Below are 16963 nucleotides of genomic sequence, written 5' to 3'. Positions count from 1 at the left end.
CGCCTAATCCTTTATCTTCTTATACACCTTTTCTTCGTTGTTCACCACCAAAAACCGATTGGCGATATCGCACCAAATCAACGACTCCTTGGAGCCGATGGCGAGATACCCGTATTTGAAAAGGCTTTCGTGGAATTTTTTCAGCACTTCATTTTGCAGAGCTTGATTGAAGTAAATCATTACGTTGCGGCAAAGGATCAAGTCAAACTTGTTGAAGATTTCGCCCTTTACCAAATCGTGTTTGCGGAAGGTAACGTTCTGCAACAAATCTTTGTGAAACACTGCCCTTCCGTTTTCTTCTTTGTAATATTCTTTCAATGATTTTTTTCCTTCAAAGCGAACGTAGTTTTTTTCGTTCAGCTCCATGTTTTTGATGGGGTAATATCCTTGCTTGGCTTTCTCCAAAATATTCACATCCAAGTCGGTGGCGTATAGTGTTACGTCACTCTCAATGCCCATTTCATTGAGGAGGATGGCCATGCTCAGCACTTCTTCGCCTGATGAGCAGCCAGCATGCCATATTTTAAATTGTTTGTGGTTGAGTAAGATGCTGGGGATGATTTCGTCACGCATGATGCGCCAGAAACCTGGATCGCGAAACATTTCGGTAACGTTCACCGTCAGCTCGTCTAGAAATTCATTAATAAAGGCCGGCTGATCATTCAGCTTTTTCAACAGGCTTTCAATGGAGAGGTTTTTCAGTTCCAGAATCCGCAGCATTCGTCTCTTAAACGAAGACATGGCGTAGTTGCGGAAGTCGTAACCATACTTGGTGAATACCAGCTCGGTTATCCGCTTTAGATCAGCAATGTCAATATCTTGTACCACAAATAAACGGGTTAAGCCAATGTCAAAGAAAAGCAAAAATAGCCTAACAAATAAGCCTTAATTGTCAATTGTGGCCGAAATATTACACAAGTTTAAAAGAATCTGACTTTTCGGACGCCTACCTCTAAAGACAATCGTCAACGTGGCGTAAAAGTGCCAGCAAAGGAAAAAAAAGGGCTTTCGCCCCTTCTTTTCCTTTAAGCTGCTAACTTGCGCCAGTTGGTTACAGCCACAGTTGGGGGATATTTGATGTTTGGCAGGCAAATTTCCTTGTCTGTCATTCGCGCGCTAGGCCCACTAACAAACTGGCTATCTGAATATGCGAAAGCTTTCTTTAGTTTTATGGTTACTGAAAGTCGCTAACAGAAATTCTAAAGACAGAAAACCAAAATGGAGTCTATTGCCAAAACACTCTTGATAGTTGTGATCTCCATAAGTGCAAATTGTACTTCTCAAAAGGGGGATGCATTTAAACCCGTAGAGGTTTACAAATCCAAGGATTTGATTGTACTGCAAATTGCCGAAAACTCTTTTAAGCATACCTCCTTTTTGCAAACCAATGATTTTGGCAATGTGCCTTGCAATGGCCTCATGGTAAGGAACAACAACGAAGTAGTGGTATTTGATACGCCCACCACCGACAAAAGTGCCGAAGAGCTAATCGACTGGATTAAGGAAACGCTTCATTGCAAAATAAATGCAGTTGTTCCAACCCACTTCCACGATGACTGTTTGGGAGGATTAAAAGCATTTCATGAAAATGATATTCAATCTTATGCGTATTTCAAAACAGTTGAGCTTGCCATAGCCAACAATATGGTTGTTCCCAAGAATAGCTTCCAGGATTCGCTTATTTTAAAAGTAGGCAATGAAAGTTCAAGTGCAGTATTTTTCGGTGAAGGGCACACAAAAGATAATGTGGTCGGTTATTTTCCGGTTGATGATGTATTGTTTGGAGGCTGTTTGATAAAAGAACTAGACGCTAGCAAAGGTTTTTTGGGTGATGCGACCCTTGCCGAATGGTCAAACACGGTTGAGAGGATTAAGAAGCAATATCCAAACTTAAAAATTGTAGTACCCGGCCATGGACAGCATGGAGACAAAAAACTACTCGACTATACGATTAAATTGTTCAAGAACAGCATTTAGCCAAGCGTATATGATCTACCACATTGCTACACAAGAAGTTTGGAATTCACAACTTCAACTTGCAAGCTACTTTCCCACAGAATTTGAGAAAGAAGGCTTCATTCATCTTTCAACAGAAGCGCAAGTGGCAGTTGTGCTGCAACGCTACTACAAAGGAAGGGAAGACCTGTTGCTTCTTACTGTTGATGAAACCAAATTAACAGCACAGCTGAAATATGAACCCAGCACGGGCAACGAACTGTACCCACATTTATTTGGTGGGCTTGATAAATCAGCCGTTGTGAAGGTAGAATCAATCCCTAAAGTTGAGTAAAAATATTATGGATACTTGCGAGGGTAAGTGTGATTTGGGGTATCGTGACTGGCTGTGCGGCAGTCCCCACTCCAAAAACCAAGGGCTATTGTTGAGGATTGTCACATCCCGCGAGGCGCGGGACTAGCAATGACCAATAAAATTATTTTTTTAGATAGCTTCTAGTGATTACGTTTTATTAGTTTTTCTGATGGATTTGGTTGTAGCTAACTTCTTCTGCAGTTGCCAAAACTCCCTTCCGTAGCCCACTAAAATTTCTTCACCCTTTTTAATTTTTCGGGTAGCTTCAATGTAGCAGCGATTCCCCTCGCTCACATATTCGCTATTGTTGCGAATGCCCGCCACACGGCTAAGCCCCTTCGCATCGTTGGCATATCTGCCAAGTGTGTGAGTAGCCAGCAAAGCATCAATCACGGCATTGCGGGTGATGTACATTAAGTAGCCGTTATAGCCATCTTGTGCTTTCACCTCTTTCCATTTTTTTAGTTTGCCTTTGTACTCCACTAGGCGAGTGCCTTTGGCAATTTCTGTTTTGGTGAACAGCCCCTTGCCCGCTTTAGGCAACGTTGACTTTTTTATGAATAAAAATTTCTCTACTAATGCCATTTGGATTTCTACTGACTCCTAACTCCTGTATCCTAACTCCTTTATTCCGAATAGAACTCCTGCAGCGCACCAAAGTATTGTTCGTTCCAGCCGTCCACCATGTCGTCATACGCTTCATCGGGTATGTTGGAGTGGCGGAGTTCGGCAGACGTGCCATTTTTATCCTCGTGCAATTTGATGGTTACAATGGAGGGTTCTTCTTGCCCTTCGAAATACCATTGCTGCACAATTTTTTTGTTAGGTTCAAATTCTAAGTTCTTCCCCACAATGCTGTCTTCCCACAAACTAAATTCGCTGTCGGGTTCGGTGCTCATCACCGCTTCTTCGCCCGACCATAAATGTATGGTGAGTGGATTGGTGAGTGCTAAGTAAACATCGCTGGGTGGTGCAGAGATGATATAGTATTTTTTGAAGTCTTTCATTTGATGCTGATAGTGATAAGGCTGAAGGCCTAAAGCCACAAGCTACATGCCTGAGGCGTGTAGCATGCAGCGTGTGGCGATTTAATTAAAATGATACAAAAAAACCAAAATACCATTAAAGGCAGGCTTGGTGTTGTCTTTTATTTCCAGCGTTACGTCTACTTCAAATTTGGTAATGCCACGCAGATTTATAATGGAGTGTAACTTGGCGCGAAGCCGCACTTGTTGGTTGACCAACACGGGTTGGTTGAACTTTAACTTTTCAATGCCATAGTTCACCATCATCTTGATGTTTCGAAACTCGGCAATCTGATCCCACAAATGGGGCACGAGCGAAAGTGTGAGGTAGCCATGTGCGATAGTGCTTTTAAATTGGCTTTCGGCCGCGCGTGCAGGGTCGGTGTGTATCCACTGATGGTCTAAGGTAGCATCGGCAAACTGGTTGATTTGGGACTGGGTAATTACATGATACTCCGACACACCCAGCTCTTTGCCAAGGTAGGTTTCAAATTCTGCGTGGCTACTAATGATTAATGCACTCATTGGCTGCAATTAAGATTGCTAAAATATGAAAATAAGAACCTGAAATAGTTGAATCCCGAATTATTAATCTTGAATTTTGATTATGCTGACTTCGTTCTGGACTGTTTACTTGATTGGATTTGGCGTGGTAATGCTGTTGCTCACGCTGGTGTGGGCCGCTAGTGTCAGGTTGGTGAATGCCAGTATTGTTGATCCATTTTGGGGATTGGGTTTTGTATTGTTGGCAGCCTATTATTTTTTCAATTCCGCAGGAGATCCCTCCCGCAAACTGATCGTGCTGATTACTTCTGTTATATGGGGCTTGCGGTTGTTTGGCTATTTGTTTTGGCGAAATGTGGGCAAACCCGAAGATTATCGGTATGCCCAATTTAGGCTGCACTATGGTGCCGAGCGATATTGGTGGTTCAGTTTTTTTCAGGTTTTCTTGCTGCAGGGATTTTTGTTGTGGTTGATTTCTTCACCCTTATTGGCGGCTCAATATTTTGGCGCCACAACGCCACTGGGTGGATGGGATGGACTTGCCATTCTTTTTTGGACGGTGGGATTTTTGTTTGAGGCAGGTGGTGATTATCAATTGGCCAAATTCAAAGCCAATGCTACCAACAAGGGAAAAGTGTTAAACACCGGCTTCTGGAAATTGACCAGACACCCCAACTATTTTGGTGATGCGTGTGTGTGGTGGGGCTTTGCCTTGTTTTCGGTGGCCGCAGAAAGTTACTGGTCGATGCTTGGGTCTGTGTTGATGACTTTTTTATTGATAAAGGTATCGGGTGTATCTTTGTTGGAACGTGCGTTGAAAAAGAACAAACCCCAGTATGAAGAGTATATCCGAAAGACGCCAGCATTTTTTCCTTGGTTCCCTAAAAAATAGAGCCTCGAAATCTATTGAATTTGCCGTAGAAACGAAAGAACCATTGACAAAGCCAACTGTAGATGTAGATACTTTGGCCTCTATTGACCCCGCCATGCTCGATGATTCATTTGTATATGTGCATTGCCATTTCAGCAATCCATCAGATGACATGTTGATCCGTATTTGGCGCACAACTTTTTTGATCGATCAGCAGTCGGCCACGCGCTCGCAGTTGGTGCATGCCGAAAATATTTCATATGCCCCGCAGTGGACGATGATACGCAAAGGTGATTTTACTTTTTTGTTGATTTTTGCTGGTCTTTCCAAAGCAGTAAAGGTGTTTGATTTGGTAGAAGAAATTCCACAGCCTGGTGGCTTTGTGATAAAGAATATCCGCAGAAACGAGACAGATGTGTATCATATTGATATTTTGTAATTCGTCATTTTGCGCCCGGAGCAAAATCTTGTGTGTTCATCGTTTTACTTTACTTTGCTGGACTTTATCAATGACTGTTTGGTGTACGGCTTTGCCTACTATATCATACACCATCAACGGTGTGCGGGCTGTGCGCAACTTCCGCTTTTTCTCTAGTTCTTTTATTCGTTGCTCGGTGTAAAATTCTTTCTTCGAATATTCTAAGAAAATGATGGTTTGCTCGAATGTAGGGTTGTTGTGCCGCCCCCGTACCAATGTAGGCTTGTGCAGCGCTTGCCAGTTGAGTGTCAATTGCAAATCGTGTGGTCACCAAAAGCCGACCTTGCATGCTCGGCACATCGAAGCGGCATCGGCTTCGTTATCTCCCCAGTTTTTCAATTGCACCCAAATGCACATCACGATAATTCACTCAAAAAAATCTTCAATGTTTCCACCGAACGGTTAATATCGCTGGATATCACCGTTAGGTTTTGATTTTTATAACTATCTAAATTTCCGTTGCCTACAATTGCTTTGCCTTGAATTGGTTTTTTTCTGCCAAAGCCGGGAGCTTTCAGTAAATCCAATACCTTCATGCGCACCCATTGATCGTTTACTTTTCCTTTAAAGATAATAGCACCATCAAAAACGCGCAGGTTGTCGATGTGCTGTTTGCGCACGTCCAGCAGATCGCCTTCAAATGTAGGAGACAAAACTTTAAAGCCAGATTTTTCGATCACCTCTTGAAAGGGTTTTACTTCTGCCGAATCGATGCGATCGTGAACCAAATAAATGGTTTTGCTGCTGTGCTCTTCATTGCCATGGTCGGGCGTATCAATCAATTCTTGGCGGATGATATTTTTAAAATCTTCCAATGGGTTTTGTAAAATCTCGGCACCTTCTTGTGCTTCGGTGTCGCGCTTCAATGTTTCGATGAATGCCTTCTGTTTGTCGCTGACGTTTTTCAGATTCTGAGCAATCCAGATCAAACGCGAAAAGTCTTGTTTGGTTTGCTTCTTACTCAAGGCTACTTCGGCAGCAATTTTGTTTTGGATGTCCACAATCGATTTGTCTCCACCATTGGGTATTTCGCCATAGGCATTGCCAATCAGGTGGATGGAAAGACTACATTCTTCTAAATCTTTACGGATGTCATGCTCTACTTCCGAGGCATGGGTCGATAAAGTATGATTGGGCAACACCACAAAGCCGTGCCGCATCAGTTCGCGTTTGATGATATTTCGCTGAATGGATAGGTCGTGGCCAGTTTCTGCCAAGTAAATGGTCTTTCTGCGATAGATATTTTTTACCTCTGTTTTTGATTTGCCTTCTTTCAAGGCCAACAAAGCTTCGTGAATGTCGTACGCCAGATCAACCATCTTCATCCAATATTGCTTCTCCGCTTCCGGGCTAAAGAAGTCGGTGTATTCTTTCATGACACCTGTTTCATCATCCAACTGGTACATTTCGTAACCAAGCGAATCGCGTAAGCGGGCTGGTTGATCTTGCAACGAGAGCGGTGACTTAATAGCCTTAAATACACGATTGGTTTTGGAAGCGGAAGCGTTTTTGTAAAACGTCTCTACTAAATCTAAACACCTACCGGATTGCACAAATTCTTTTGTCAAGATGGCCACTACTATCGCGGCATTATCCAAAGCGGGCGCGGTATCAAACTCAGATTTAATTACAATGTTGGGTTTAGTGCCGAGCACTTGAAGTAACATCAACTCTAGAAATTTTTTGAATTGGGTTACCCAACCTTGCTCGCTATTTTTAGCTGTTTCATTATCCTTTTCTGCATAGGTAACCAGTACGTCTATTTCTAATGCCATTTATTTATGAATTTATGGTTTCTGTTTTTCTTTCGGTAACATTAGGAATAAGTCCTTGTGCCAAATCATAATGGCTCGTCATCACAAAGTAAAAATCAATCAACGAAAAGTTAAACACCACAGCACTGTCTTTCGCCACTACTTTGGTAATGTCAGGGGTGGCCTCTTTGTGAGACAAATCGCCAACCACTTCGATATGATTCAGGTTTTGAACCACCTCACCATTTTTTTTCAAGGATGTATAATTTGGATTTTCGCTAACCGTTATGTTCAATTTTTCACAAGGCTTCAGGTTGGCTGCTACTGCAGTCTGCACGGCCAATCCTCTTAATTCGGTTGCCTCATTTTGCTGGAGGAATGGGCGTAATGAGCAGAGAAAACCGTAAGCCATAGTATTGATTGTTGAAATCTGCTACAAATGTGGTGAATAAGAAGCTGAAAACAATTTTAGTGCTTCAAACAAACTCAGAGATGTTAGCAACTCCAATGAATCTGATTTGAATTGGACTGTGGTGACATTAAAAAATGAGTAATTGATAAACCTAAGGGCAACATTATAGATAATTATGAATGCCGACAATGTTAGGATGTATCGATTGCTTAAAAACCCAAAAAGGCCAAGTTTCTTGATATTCGATTCAGATTTATTCACCGACTTCTCGCTTGGTAAGTATTTGCCCGAAAGAACGAAGGACAAAATCAAGCAGCCAATCACACTGAAGAGTCCAATAGTGTAAAGTGCCTTTTGCTGAACGTTAAAGTTGTGCATGATAGGGATAGTGAAAAATGCCAGGAGTGAGGGAATATCTTGTACCAAACGTCCTCACTGACCACCAATTGCTTGGCATCGCGCACGTTGGACATATTCGCAAATGAAACAAACCCATCAGAAAGCTCATGGTAAACAAAAAACCTACAGTCCCTTGATTATTCTCTTCCACGTTATTATTCTCTTCCACGTTCAGTATGTACCAAATTCGATTCATAGTAATGGGTAATTTCAAGTTAAATTATACACTATTTGGCGGAAAAACCTACACAATTTTTAATTTAGGCGCTAACAATTTAATAACTGGTTGTTAGTGGTTTATCAGATTTTATTGGATTTTTGTTTTGCGAATAGTCGAAAAATAGACCTCTGTAAGTTTCACCAATATTTCAATAACCTTTTGAAAGGTAAATAGCGTAGAATTGTAAAACTTTAATTGAACCGACATGAATAGAATAGTATGGATGGCTTTGCTGGTATGCTCGCACGCGGTGTTGGCACAAAACAACAAGGCACTTACCGATGCACAACTTTTGTTTAATTTTAAAAACTACCAACAAGCCCTTCCCAAGTATTTGGAAGCCATTCAAGCTGGTACCAAAGACGGATTGGCATTTTATCAAACAGGCTTTTGCTACAAAGTGTCCCAAACTACCGATGATCAAATAAAGGCAATACCCTATTACGAGCAAGCCATTAATTTGAAAAAGGATCTACCACCGGTGGCTTATTTCGATTTGGCAACACTTTACCTGAAGAATGAGCAACTGGAAAAGGCCATAGAAACTTTTTCAAGTTACAGGGAGATGGTGAAGTTGGATAAGAAGCAAGTTGCGCAGGCTGATAAGGGATTGGCGGCTTGTCAAAATGCGATCGCACTTATGTCAGCGCCTCGAAATTTTACTGTTCATAGTTTTCCGGGCAATGTCAATTCAAAGTACACTGAATATAACCCGGTGGTTTCGGCAGATGAAAGCGTAATGGCATTCACAGCCCTTCGCCCCAACACTAGCCGCACACGCTCGGGTGATAAATTCATTGAGGAGATTTATGTTTCTTACAATAAGTCGGGTAATTGGAGTGAACCGGTCGTTGTGCCGATTGCTTCTGAATACAACGTAGGCACGGCAGGTATTACACCCGATGGCCAGAAGATGGTGGTGTTTATGGGAGGTGCCACCGATCAGGGCAATCTGTTTCAAGTTATCAAGTCGGGTGATGTGTGGTCAAAGCCGAGCATCTTATCCAACACCATCAACTCGCTAGGAATGGAAACTACTTGCAGTATTTCCCCTGATGGCAAAGTGATTTATTTCGCTTCCAACCAGAGAGGTGGAAGGGGTGGCTTAGACATTTGGAAGATTGAGCAAAAGGCGACTGGAGTGTGGAGCCAAGCAATTAACCTTGGCCCTGAGATCAATACACCTGATGATGAGGATGCTCCGTTTATCCATCCTGATCAAAAGACATTGTTTTTTACTTCTGATGGTCATGCAACCATGGGCGGACGCGATATTTTTAAAACCACGTTGGTAAATGGTAAATGGACCAAACCTGAGAACATGGGCTACCCAGTAAACACCACCAGTAACGACAACTACTTTACATTATTGGCCGATGGCAAGCGCGGGTATTTTTCATCGGACAGAAAAGGCGGACAAGGGGCGCAAGACATTTACTATTTGGACATGCCAGAGAATGCCATGACGATTCCGCTCACTATGATTAAAGGGCGAATCATCAATGCCGAGACGGGCAAGACCATGCCTTCCAAAATGTATGTGGTTGACGCAGAGACCAGAAAAGAATTGGAGTTTGTCTACGATCCAGATCCTAAAACAGGTGAGTACCTGATTATCATGCCGCCTTCAAAAAATTACGATATTATTATTGAATCAGAGGGATTTTTGCCCTACACGTTGAACGTGAACATTCCCAATCAAACTTATTTCTACGAGTTGTATCAGCAAATCAATTTGAAAACTATCAAGCAATTTGATGTGGTGGTTGGCCAAGAGGTGCAAGTTAGAAATGCGTTTTATGATACCGATCGGGATGTGAAAACCGATGTGCGCACCAGCAACGAAGCCAAGTTGGTGCAAACCAACAAAGTAGATGTGTATGATATGATGCTGGATTTGATGGCCGCGAATGACAAAGAGGGCATTGAATACTTGGTCGGACTAATTGAGCACACTGATCCGATTGATGGCGTAAACTTTAATGAAAAGGAAAATACTAAAATAGATGTAGCTACCCGCACCTACTACTATGACGAAAGCGATGAGAGCAAGTTTGAGCAAAGGCAATTGGAAGGAAAAACGGTATTTTCCCTGCCTACCATGGTTTTTTCAGAAGAAATGAAAAACAATAAAATTGCCAAGCCCACCGCCTCGTACGATAAAGCTTTGCTGAGCAAGTTTGTAAAAGTATTTTTCGATCAGGGCAAGAGCGACCTGAAGACTCAATATATTAAAGAACTGGAAAGTATTCTTGCAGTAATCAATCAAAACCCCGCGTTGGGCATTGAGATTTCAGGCTTTGCTTCAGCAGAAGGAACCGAAGAGGCCAATCGAGAAATATCCAACAAACGCGCCATTATCGTGCTGGATTACTTTAATCACCAAGGCGTGGTACGTAGGCGAATTATTGCAAAAGGTTACGGTGCTACCAAAGATCAAAAGGCTAGCAAAGAGGAGGGTAGAAGAGTAGAGGTGAGGGTTGTTGCGTTAAATTAGGCGTTGGGTGTTAGGTCTTAGGTCATATCTCTCAAGTCCCAAGACCTAAGCCCTAAGTAAGAGAGAGCTATCGCCATAGCTTAAAAAACGATAATTGTTTTCAAGCGCCTGTTCGTAAATTTTTTTCCAATCATTTCCGACAAAAGCCGCCACCAATAGCATCAAAGTCGAACCTGGTTGATGAAAGTTGGTGATCAGGGCTTCACAACTTTTTATTTGGTAGCCCGGAACGATGTAAATGCTGGTTTCGCCAATGAGCTGGGTTGCTTGATCATGCTCTAATTTGTTTAGAATATTTTTGATGGCTTCTTTAAAATTCAAGTGACCAATATTTTCGTAAGGTTCGTTTTGTTCGATAATAAAATCAGCATTCGGATTTTTCTCAAGGTTCACCCCGTACCAATACAAACTTTCCAATGTGCGTAGAGAAGTTGTGCCAACGGCAATTATTTTTCCCTTGCTGTTTAGAATATTTTCCAAATTCACTTTAGACACCACCATTTGCTCGGCATGCATCGGGTGTTCCAGTGCGTTTTCTACTTTCACCGGTTGAAACGTGCCTGCACTTACATGAAGCGTAAGAAAATCTGATTGGATGTTTTTCTTTCTTAAGTCATCGAATACTCTTTCAGTAAAGTGCAAACCTGCCGTAGGCGCGGCCACCGCCCCTTCTTTTTTAGAATAAATCGTTTGGTACCGCTCACGGTCACTGGCTTCTACTTCTCTTTTTAAGTACGGAGGCAATGGTGTTGCACCGGCTTTTGAAATGATTTCGGCAAAGGTTAAATTTTCAGGTTTCCAACTGAAGTTGACCAAGCCTTTTTCTTTGTCGATTAGGTTAGCGGAGAGCTGCGCATCCTTGAGCGAAAGCGTTAAAGGTTTGTCATCGTTCCAACGTTTGGCATTGCCAATCACCACATGCCATTGCGAACTGCCGCGTGCTTCCATGGAAAGCGAAACAAGTGGGGAAGGTAAAATGGGGTTTAGCAAAAACAATTCAATAGCTGCACCGGTATCTTTCTGAAATAGCAATCGGGCAGGAATGACTTTGGTATCGTTAAAGAAAAGTGTCGCACCGGCTGGCAAAAAATTTGAGATTTCATAAAAGTGCTGATGAACTATTTTTCCTGATTGGTAAACCAGCAGTTTTGATTGATCACGTTGGTCTAAAGGATAGAGTGCAATCCGTTGTTGAGGTAATTCGTACTTATAGTCGTTGATGTTGAGCATAAACTTATTTCACGCAAAGACGCTAAGTCGCAAAGGTAGGTTTCGATTCTCTTTAAATGAAAACACCAATATTGATTCCGTGCAAATCTGTATGTCCATGGCAAACATCTTTGTAAAGAGATTTTTTACGAAATTTAGCCCAAATCCTCATCATGCCCCTTCGCGCCAGCGTTCATAAACATATTCTTCAATTCAATTTTGAAGCCCGCACCTCGCGCGGTTCAATGAAAGAGCGACCTGTTTGGTTTTTGAAAATATGGCATACCGAGCAACCCGAAGTGTTTGGCCTGGGCGAGTGTGCTCCACTCATTGGCCTAAGTAACGAGTCGAATGAAGAGGCAGAAACGGAATTGACCGCCTGGGTGGAAAAGGTAGAGGGAGCAACCTTACCATCTCAGAAATTAAGGCTGACTGAATTGCATGCTTTTCTTTCCGAGAATAAATTAGACCCTACCTGCTCATCCGTAATCTTTGCGGTTGAAACAGCTTTACTAGATTTGTTGAATGGGGGCTCGCGATTGATTTTTGAAAATGATTTTCTGAAGGGCAAGTCCATTCCGATCAACGGACTGATATGGATGGGTGGGCTCGATTACATGTTGCAACAAATCGACATCAAAATCCGCGATGGATTTTCGTGCATCAAAATGAAAGTGGGCAGCCACAACTTTGAAAAGGAGTGCGATATATTGCAATACATCCGAAGAAAGTATTACAAACAGAATATTGTAATTCGGTTGGATGCCAACGGGGCATTTAAAGTAGACGATGCCTTGGATAAACTTCGCGCCCTCGCGCGCTTTGACGTTCACAGCATCGAGCAACCGATCAAATCCGGTCTTCCAGAAATGGAATTGATTTGTCGTGAATCGCCCGTGCCCATTGCATTAGATGAAGAGTTGATTGGTGTATCGAGTGCTGCTCGATTATCATTACTTACACGACTAAAGCCCAAGAGTATCATTTTAAAGCCTTCGCTGATGGGAGGATTGCAATCAACGGCAGATTGGATTCAATTGGCCAATCAGTTGGGCATCAGTTGGTGGATTACTTCTGCACTTGAATCCAACATTGGGCTAAATGCTATCGCACAGTTCACCGCTCAGTACCCGGTAAGTATTCCGCAAGGGTTAGGTACAGGTTCACTTTACACCAATAACATAATCTCTCCGTTACAAGTAGCGGCAGGCAATCTCAATTATAACTTGTTGACAGATTGGAATTTAGAATTACTATTTCCGCCAGAAGGCGCAGAAAAACCGCTATTCATAAGTTAAACTCTCTGCTCAATAACTAAATTATTTAGTTTTATTTCTTGCTTAATTCGATAATTGACCGATATTTGGCTAAAATAATTAGTTATGGAAGGGGCACGATTAAGATTGAAGAGCAAAAAGTTAGCATCGGGTAAATTTCAGGTCAACTTTACAACGGAAGGCGCCCCCGAAAACTTTTATGGATACTTACTGGCTGAGCCATTTACACCACTGCAAGAAGTGATTGCCAAGATCCACCGTCACGTAGAGAACATGAATGATCAACCCAAGTACTTTCAGCGCAATTTATTCTCGCTGGGTATGAAACAAGTAAATAGCGGACGGATATTGATTTTTAAGAAGTCCTGAAGGTATGGTCAGGATAGAATATGGTAGTTAGAAGTTAGAATCTTTAGTGCTTTAAAATTAGTAATGATGACAAACCTAAATGAAAATCTTCGCGCATTGCGCAAACAAATGAAGTTAACGCAAGATCAGTTTGCTGCGAAGTTAGAAATCAAGCGTTCGTTATTGGGAGCGTATGAAGAAGGCCGCGCGGAACCGAAGTTAGAGTTGCTTCAAAAGATTGCCGATGTCTGTAAAATTTCGGTGGATGATTTGATTGGAAAAGATTTAACCACCGAAAAGCCATTGGCCAAAACTGCTTCTTTTGGGAAAGATGTAATGGTGGTTACCCAAGACTTAGCCGGTAGGGATAATATCGAATTGGTACCCATGAAAGCGGCTGCCGGATACTTGAATGGTTATGCTGATACCGAGTATGTGAAGGAGCTGCCGAGATTTCAGCTTCCTATTCTCAAGCAGGGAACTTATCGTGCTTTTGAAATCTCGGGCGATTCCATGCTTCCGATTTTACCGGGCACTATTGTGATTGGTGAGCATCTCGAAAACCTGAAGAATATCAAGAGCGGAAAAACGTATATCCTGGTTTCGCAGCGAGAAGGTATTGTGTACAAGCGCGTGTTCAATTACTTAGAAGAAACGGGAAAGTTGTTTTTGGTATCCGACAACAGGCAATATGCGCCCTACCAAATTGATGCAAGCGATGTAATGGAAGCTTGGTCGGCAAAGGCATACATCAGTGTTCAGTTTCCGGATGTAGAAACCAAAAACGATGTATCCGTTGAGCAATTGGCGAGTGTGGTGCTGGACTTACAAAAAGACATTTTAAAGTTGAAGAGCAAAAAGAATTGAAGAGACTAACTTAGCGGTTGCCAAAATCTGTTTTCCGGTGGTTCGTGTGCACGCGGGCCACGGAGGCAGTGAGGGATAAAAATTTTTGATTTGTGATTTTAGAATTGTGATTTTAGGTTTTATTCCTTGAATAGTGGTTTTGTGCCGACCTCGAAAGGCTCAAATAGTGTATTGCGAATTTGAAAATGCACCTATACTGATTTCATCTACTGTAGAGTATAAGATTGTACATTTGTAGCGGTGTGATTTTTCTAACAAAAAGAATATGGGATTGATTTATGCTGAAATAGAACTTATCAATGCAGATGATTTAGCTATGGTAAGAAGAAATGTAATCGATAAAGATGAAGTTCGGCATATTTTTGTAAATGCACTTGTAGACACAAACTCGTATATGCTAGCCATCAATGAAAACATTCAGGAGCAGCTAGACTTGCCTGTCTTAGAAAAGCGCAAAGCCCAAATGGCCGATGGATCTATTAAAGAATGCGAAGTAGTTGGCCCTATTGAATTGAAATTTAAGAACAGACGCACACTTACTCATGCCATGGTATTACCCGGGGATTCCGAAGTATTGTTGGGTGCTATTCCTTTGGAAGATATGGACGTGTTGATCGATCCGCTCCGTCAGCAATTGATTGTAAACCCCGAGCACCCTTACTTTGCTCAGATGAAAATGAAGTAGATTTTTTATCTACAGTTTTGATATAGTTTCTTTTCGATTGATTTTTCCAGTTCCTGTTTCAGCAAACCTTTCAAGAAATTTTATTGAACGCGGTATTTCAAATTTGGATAGCCTCTCTTTAATTTTTCCCTGCATCTTCTCAATAGTATTTTCGGTCAGGCTTCCTTCTACAATCAGTGCTACTGTTTGCCCCCATTTCTCATCGGGCAATCCAGCAATAAAAAACTGATTGACAATCTCGAGTTCAGAAAAAATTGCTTCAATTTTTCGTTCTGTTGATTCAGGAAAGACCTTAACTCCCCCGGAATTGATAACGTTATCAAATCTGCCCAGCCAAATAAATTCTTCGAGACTTTTCATTTCAACCACATCGTTGGTGCTGATTTCTGTAGATAGGTGAGGGGCCTGGATGCACAAGCAGGCACGCTCGTCTTGGCGAATGTGGATGCCTGGAAGAACTCTAAAATAATCTGATTTTCCTGACCCATTTATTTTTTTTAAAGCAATGTGCGAAAGCGTTTCGGTCATGCCGAATGTTTCGTAAAATTGGCAAGAGTAATGCGCTAACATTTTTTTTACTGAGCCATCTAAAGGCGAACCTCCAATAATGACATGGTTTATTTTATTGAATTGATTACGTTGTTCTGATTCCAAAATTGTTTTTAGTTGATAGGGCACTAGAGCTACGAAATCAATTGTTTCGTTTTGCAATTTTTCAAATGGATTGGCACTCGGTTCCCATACAAGTAGGTTAAGATTGCCTACCATCGCGCGTACCAGCATCATTTTGCCTGCAATGTAACGGGTATCCAGACAGACCAACGCGGTTTGATTAGGAGAGAGGCCCAAGGCAGCGATCGTCATTCGGGCACTTGTCTCCATTTGCCCTCGCGTTACCGTTATTTTTTTGGGTTCACCTGTAGAACCAGAAGTCTGTAACTCAAATTGCTTGCTACCCGAAATCCATTGTTGACAAAAGTGAAGAGTGTTTTTTTCAAAATCAGAAAGGGAGGCGATATCCACATTGCCAAAATCACGGAAGTCAATCTTCTTTCCGTTGAGGGTTAGATGATCAATCATGGCCAAGGCGAGATTTTAGTTCTAGTATTTCTGAAGAAACATCGGCTTTCGGTGAAAGCTTTTGAAGTTTACTCAACGTGTTTTTTAAAAATGTCTGATGTGCAGTGGAGTGTTCATGAAACGGCCGATGCTGAAGTGCCAACTTTATTTCTTGCCATTCTTCAAAGAACTTTTTTGTTTCTGGGTTGAAATAGGTTTCCATAAACTTTTCCCAAATGTATTCTTCGGCTTCTTCTGTAGGGTGAATGCGGTCGGTTTTGTAGAAGCGGTAATCGCGCAAGTCATCCATCATCAGTTCGTAGGCAGGAAAGTAGACCACTCCTTTTCTCTCTGCTAGTTGATGACATGCCAAGCGTAAAACCGACTTGCTAACAGTATTTTGTTCAAGCCCATCTTTAGTGTGCCGAACAGGACTTACCGTTAAGATGATTTTAATTGTCGAATTTTTGTTGACCAAGGCATCATGCATCTTTTCAAATGATTCGATGATTTCTTCTACCGTCAACAATTCTTTAGTGAACTCACTTGCTGGAACTTTATGACAATTTGAAACAATTTGCTGATTATCTTTTCTTCGATAAACGAATGCCGTGCCGTAGGTGATGATGAGTACATTGGCCTGTTTAAGGTTATGAGAGTGGTCTTCATGTAGCTTGCTTAGTTTCTTTAGCAAGCCTTCTTCTGTGGTAGCTGATTGCTGCGAATGAAAATCATAATGAAAAAAGAGACCTTCTCGATTTAGGATGCCACTACCCTCTAAGGGGCTTTTGTCTAAACAACTGGTAATCAACCTATGAATACAGTGAGGGTTGTAAGCGGTACCGAACGGATTAACCTGAGTTTTTATTTTGTTCGATAGCAATTGATTTCCCATCGTTTGCGCAAAGCAGGAGCCAATAGTAAAGACGGCATCCGCCAGCGAAATTTGAAATTCTGCTTTTTGTGGAATCAATTCTGTTCGCCAAGTTTTCATATATACAACCGTGTTACTTCGGCCATTATTGGTAGTAAATATACGGCCTGCGT

Annotated in this window: 21 protein-coding genes; 9 read left to right on the top strand and 12 right to left on the bottom strand. The window is 41.9% G+C overall.

All coding sequences use genetic code 11. The features are described 5' to 3' along the window. Nucleotides 1-3: 3 nt before the first annotated feature. Nucleotides 4-828 carry a protein-glutamate O-methyltransferase CheR gene (locus KA713_06780; GenBank protein ID UXE68278.1) on the bottom strand — a complete coding sequence of 275 codons (825 nt, stop codon included), beginning with the start codon at nt 826-828 and terminating at the stop codon, nt 4-6. Between the two features lie 390 nt (nt 829-1218). Between KA713_06780 and bla the strand changes: the two genes are divergently transcribed. Beyond that, nucleotides 1219-1977: a subclass B1 metallo-beta-lactamase gene (gene bla, locus KA713_06775; protein ID UXE68277.1), complete on the top strand. Its 759-nt coding sequence runs from the start codon at nt 1219-1221 to the stop codon at nt 1975-1977. A 10-nt stretch (nt 1978-1987) separates the two neighbouring features. Beyond that, entirely contained in the window at nt 1988-2290 is a 303-nt protein-coding gene (locus KA713_06770) for a DUF952 domain-containing protein (protein ID UXE68276.1), read from the top strand. A gap of 168 nt (nt 2291-2458) precedes the next feature. Here the strand turns inward: KA713_06770 and KA713_06765 are convergent, their stop codons facing one another. From KA713_06765 to KA713_06755, 3 genes are all read right to left on the bottom strand, one after another. Continuing rightward, the gene (locus KA713_06765; GenBank protein ID UXE68275.1) at nt 2459-2896 is read right to left on the bottom strand and encodes an SET domain-containing protein; all 438 of its coding nucleotides are present in this window, start codon (nt 2894-2896) and stop codon (nt 2459-2461) included. A 41-nt stretch (nt 2897-2937) separates the two neighbouring features. Further along, on the bottom strand, nt 2938-3318 hold the full coding sequence (locus tag KA713_06760; GenBank protein UXE68274.1) for an SRPBCC domain-containing protein: 381 nt from the start codon (nt 3316-3318) through the stop codon (nt 2938-2940). A gap of 81 nt (nt 3319-3399) precedes the next feature. Continuing rightward, nucleotides 3400-3861, bottom strand: coding sequence for a MaoC family dehydratase (locus KA713_06755; GenBank protein UXE68273.1), 462 nt, complete (start codon nt 3859-3861; stop codon nt 3400-3402). An 82-nt stretch (nt 3862-3943) separates the two neighbouring features. Here KA713_06755 and KA713_06750 point away from each other — a divergent pair, with 82 nt between their 5' ends. Continuing rightward, entirely contained in the window at nt 3944-4732 is a 789-nt protein-coding gene (locus tag KA713_06750) for a DUF1295 domain-containing protein (GenBank protein UXE68272.1), read from the top strand. Next, nucleotides 4677-5150, top strand: coding sequence for a hypothetical protein (locus KA713_06745; GenBank protein UXE69228.1), 474 nt, complete (start codon nt 4677-4679; stop codon nt 5148-5150). The genes KA713_06750 and KA713_06745 overlap by 56 nt, the downstream gene beginning before the upstream one ends. Nucleotides 5151-5186: 36 nt before the next feature. On the opposite strand, the gene KA713_06740 is transcribed toward KA713_06745, so the two are convergent. The 5 genes from KA713_06740 to KA713_06720 all read right to left on the bottom strand — a co-directional run bounded on the left by KA713_06740 (nt 5187) and on the right by KA713_06720 (nt 7950). Then, entirely contained in the window at nt 5187-5441 is a 255-nt protein-coding gene (locus KA713_06740; protein ID UXE68271.1) for a hypothetical protein, read from the bottom strand. Between the two features lie 104 nt (nt 5442-5545). Further along, nucleotides 5546-6964: a hypothetical protein gene (locus KA713_06735; GenBank protein UXE68270.1), complete on the bottom strand. Its 1419-nt coding sequence runs from the start codon at nt 6962-6964 to the stop codon at nt 5546-5548. A gap of 4 nt (nt 6965-6968) precedes the next feature. Then, on the bottom strand, nt 6969-7355 hold the full coding sequence (locus KA713_06730; protein UXE68269.1) for a hypothetical protein: 387 nt from the start codon (nt 7353-7355) through the stop codon (nt 6969-6971). Nucleotides 7356-7376: 21 nt separating this feature from the next. Beyond that, on the bottom strand, nt 7377-7733 hold the full coding sequence (locus KA713_06725) for a hypothetical protein (GenBank protein ID UXE68268.1): 357 nt from the start codon (nt 7731-7733) through the stop codon (nt 7377-7379). Then, nucleotides 7720-7950, bottom strand: coding sequence for a hypothetical protein (locus KA713_06720; GenBank protein UXE68267.1), 231 nt, complete (start codon nt 7948-7950; stop codon nt 7720-7722). The genes KA713_06725 and KA713_06720 overlap by 14 nt, the downstream gene beginning before the upstream one ends. Before the next feature lie 229 nt (nt 7951-8179). Here KA713_06720 and KA713_06715 point away from each other — a divergent pair, with 229 nt between their 5' ends. Next, on the top strand, nt 8180-10471 hold the full coding sequence (locus KA713_06715) for a PD40 domain-containing protein (GenBank protein ID UXE68266.1): 2292 nt from the start codon (nt 8180-8182) through the stop codon (nt 10469-10471). A gap of 45 nt (nt 10472-10516) precedes the next feature. Here KA713_06715 and KA713_06710 read toward each other — a convergent pair whose 3' ends face one another. Beyond that, the gene (locus KA713_06710; protein ID UXE68265.1) at nt 10517-11701 is read right to left on the bottom strand and encodes an S-adenosylmethionine:tRNA ribosyltransferase-isomerase; all 1185 of its coding nucleotides are present in this window, start codon (nt 11699-11701) and stop codon (nt 10517-10519) included. Between the two features lie 152 nt (nt 11702-11853). Between KA713_06710 and KA713_06705 the strand changes: the two genes are divergently transcribed. From KA713_06705 to KA713_06690, 4 genes are all read left to right on the top strand, one after another. Beyond that, the gene (locus tag KA713_06705; GenBank protein UXE68264.1) at nt 11854-12978 is read left to right on the top strand and encodes an o-succinylbenzoate synthase; all 1125 of its coding nucleotides are present in this window, start codon (nt 11854-11856) and stop codon (nt 12976-12978) included. Nucleotides 12979-13062: 84 nt separating this feature from the next. Further along, nucleotides 13063-13326 (top strand): hypothetical protein, encoded by a 264-nt coding sequence (locus KA713_06700; GenBank protein UXE68263.1) that lies wholly within the window; start codon nt 13063-13065, stop codon nt 13324-13326. Between the two features lie 66 nt (nt 13327-13392). Next, nucleotides 13393-14172: a helix-turn-helix domain-containing protein gene (locus tag KA713_06695; GenBank protein ID UXE69058.1), complete on the top strand. Its 780-nt coding sequence runs from the start codon at nt 13393-13395 to the stop codon at nt 14170-14172. Between the two features lie 265 nt (nt 14173-14437). After that, complete coding sequence (locus KA713_06690) at nt 14438-14857, top strand: hypothetical protein (GenBank protein UXE68262.1); 420 nt, start codon at nt 14438-14440, stop codon at nt 14855-14857. A 9-nt stretch (nt 14858-14866) separates the two neighbouring features. On the opposite strand, the gene KA713_06685 is transcribed toward KA713_06690, so the two are convergent. Both KA713_06685 and KA713_06680 read right to left on the bottom strand, forming a co-directional pair. After that, nucleotides 14867-15937, bottom strand: coding sequence for an AMP-binding protein (locus KA713_06685; GenBank protein ID UXE68261.1), 1071 nt, complete (start codon nt 15935-15937; stop codon nt 14867-14869). After that, nucleotides 15930-16910, bottom strand: a complete 981-nt coding sequence (locus tag KA713_06680) for a GSCFA domain-containing protein (GenBank protein UXE68260.1) — start codon at nt 16908-16910, stop codon at nt 15930-15932. The genes KA713_06685 and KA713_06680 overlap by 8 nt, the downstream gene beginning before the upstream one ends. Nucleotides 16911-16963: the final 53 nt, after the last annotated feature.

The organism is Chryseotalea sp. WA131a (assembly GCA_025370075.1).
Taxonomy (GTDB): Bacteria; Bacteroidota; Bacteroidia; order Cytophagales; family Cyclobacteriaceae; genus ELB16-189.
Note: the sequence above shows the minus strand (reverse complement) of the source record. Positions and strands in the feature narration are given on the sequence as shown.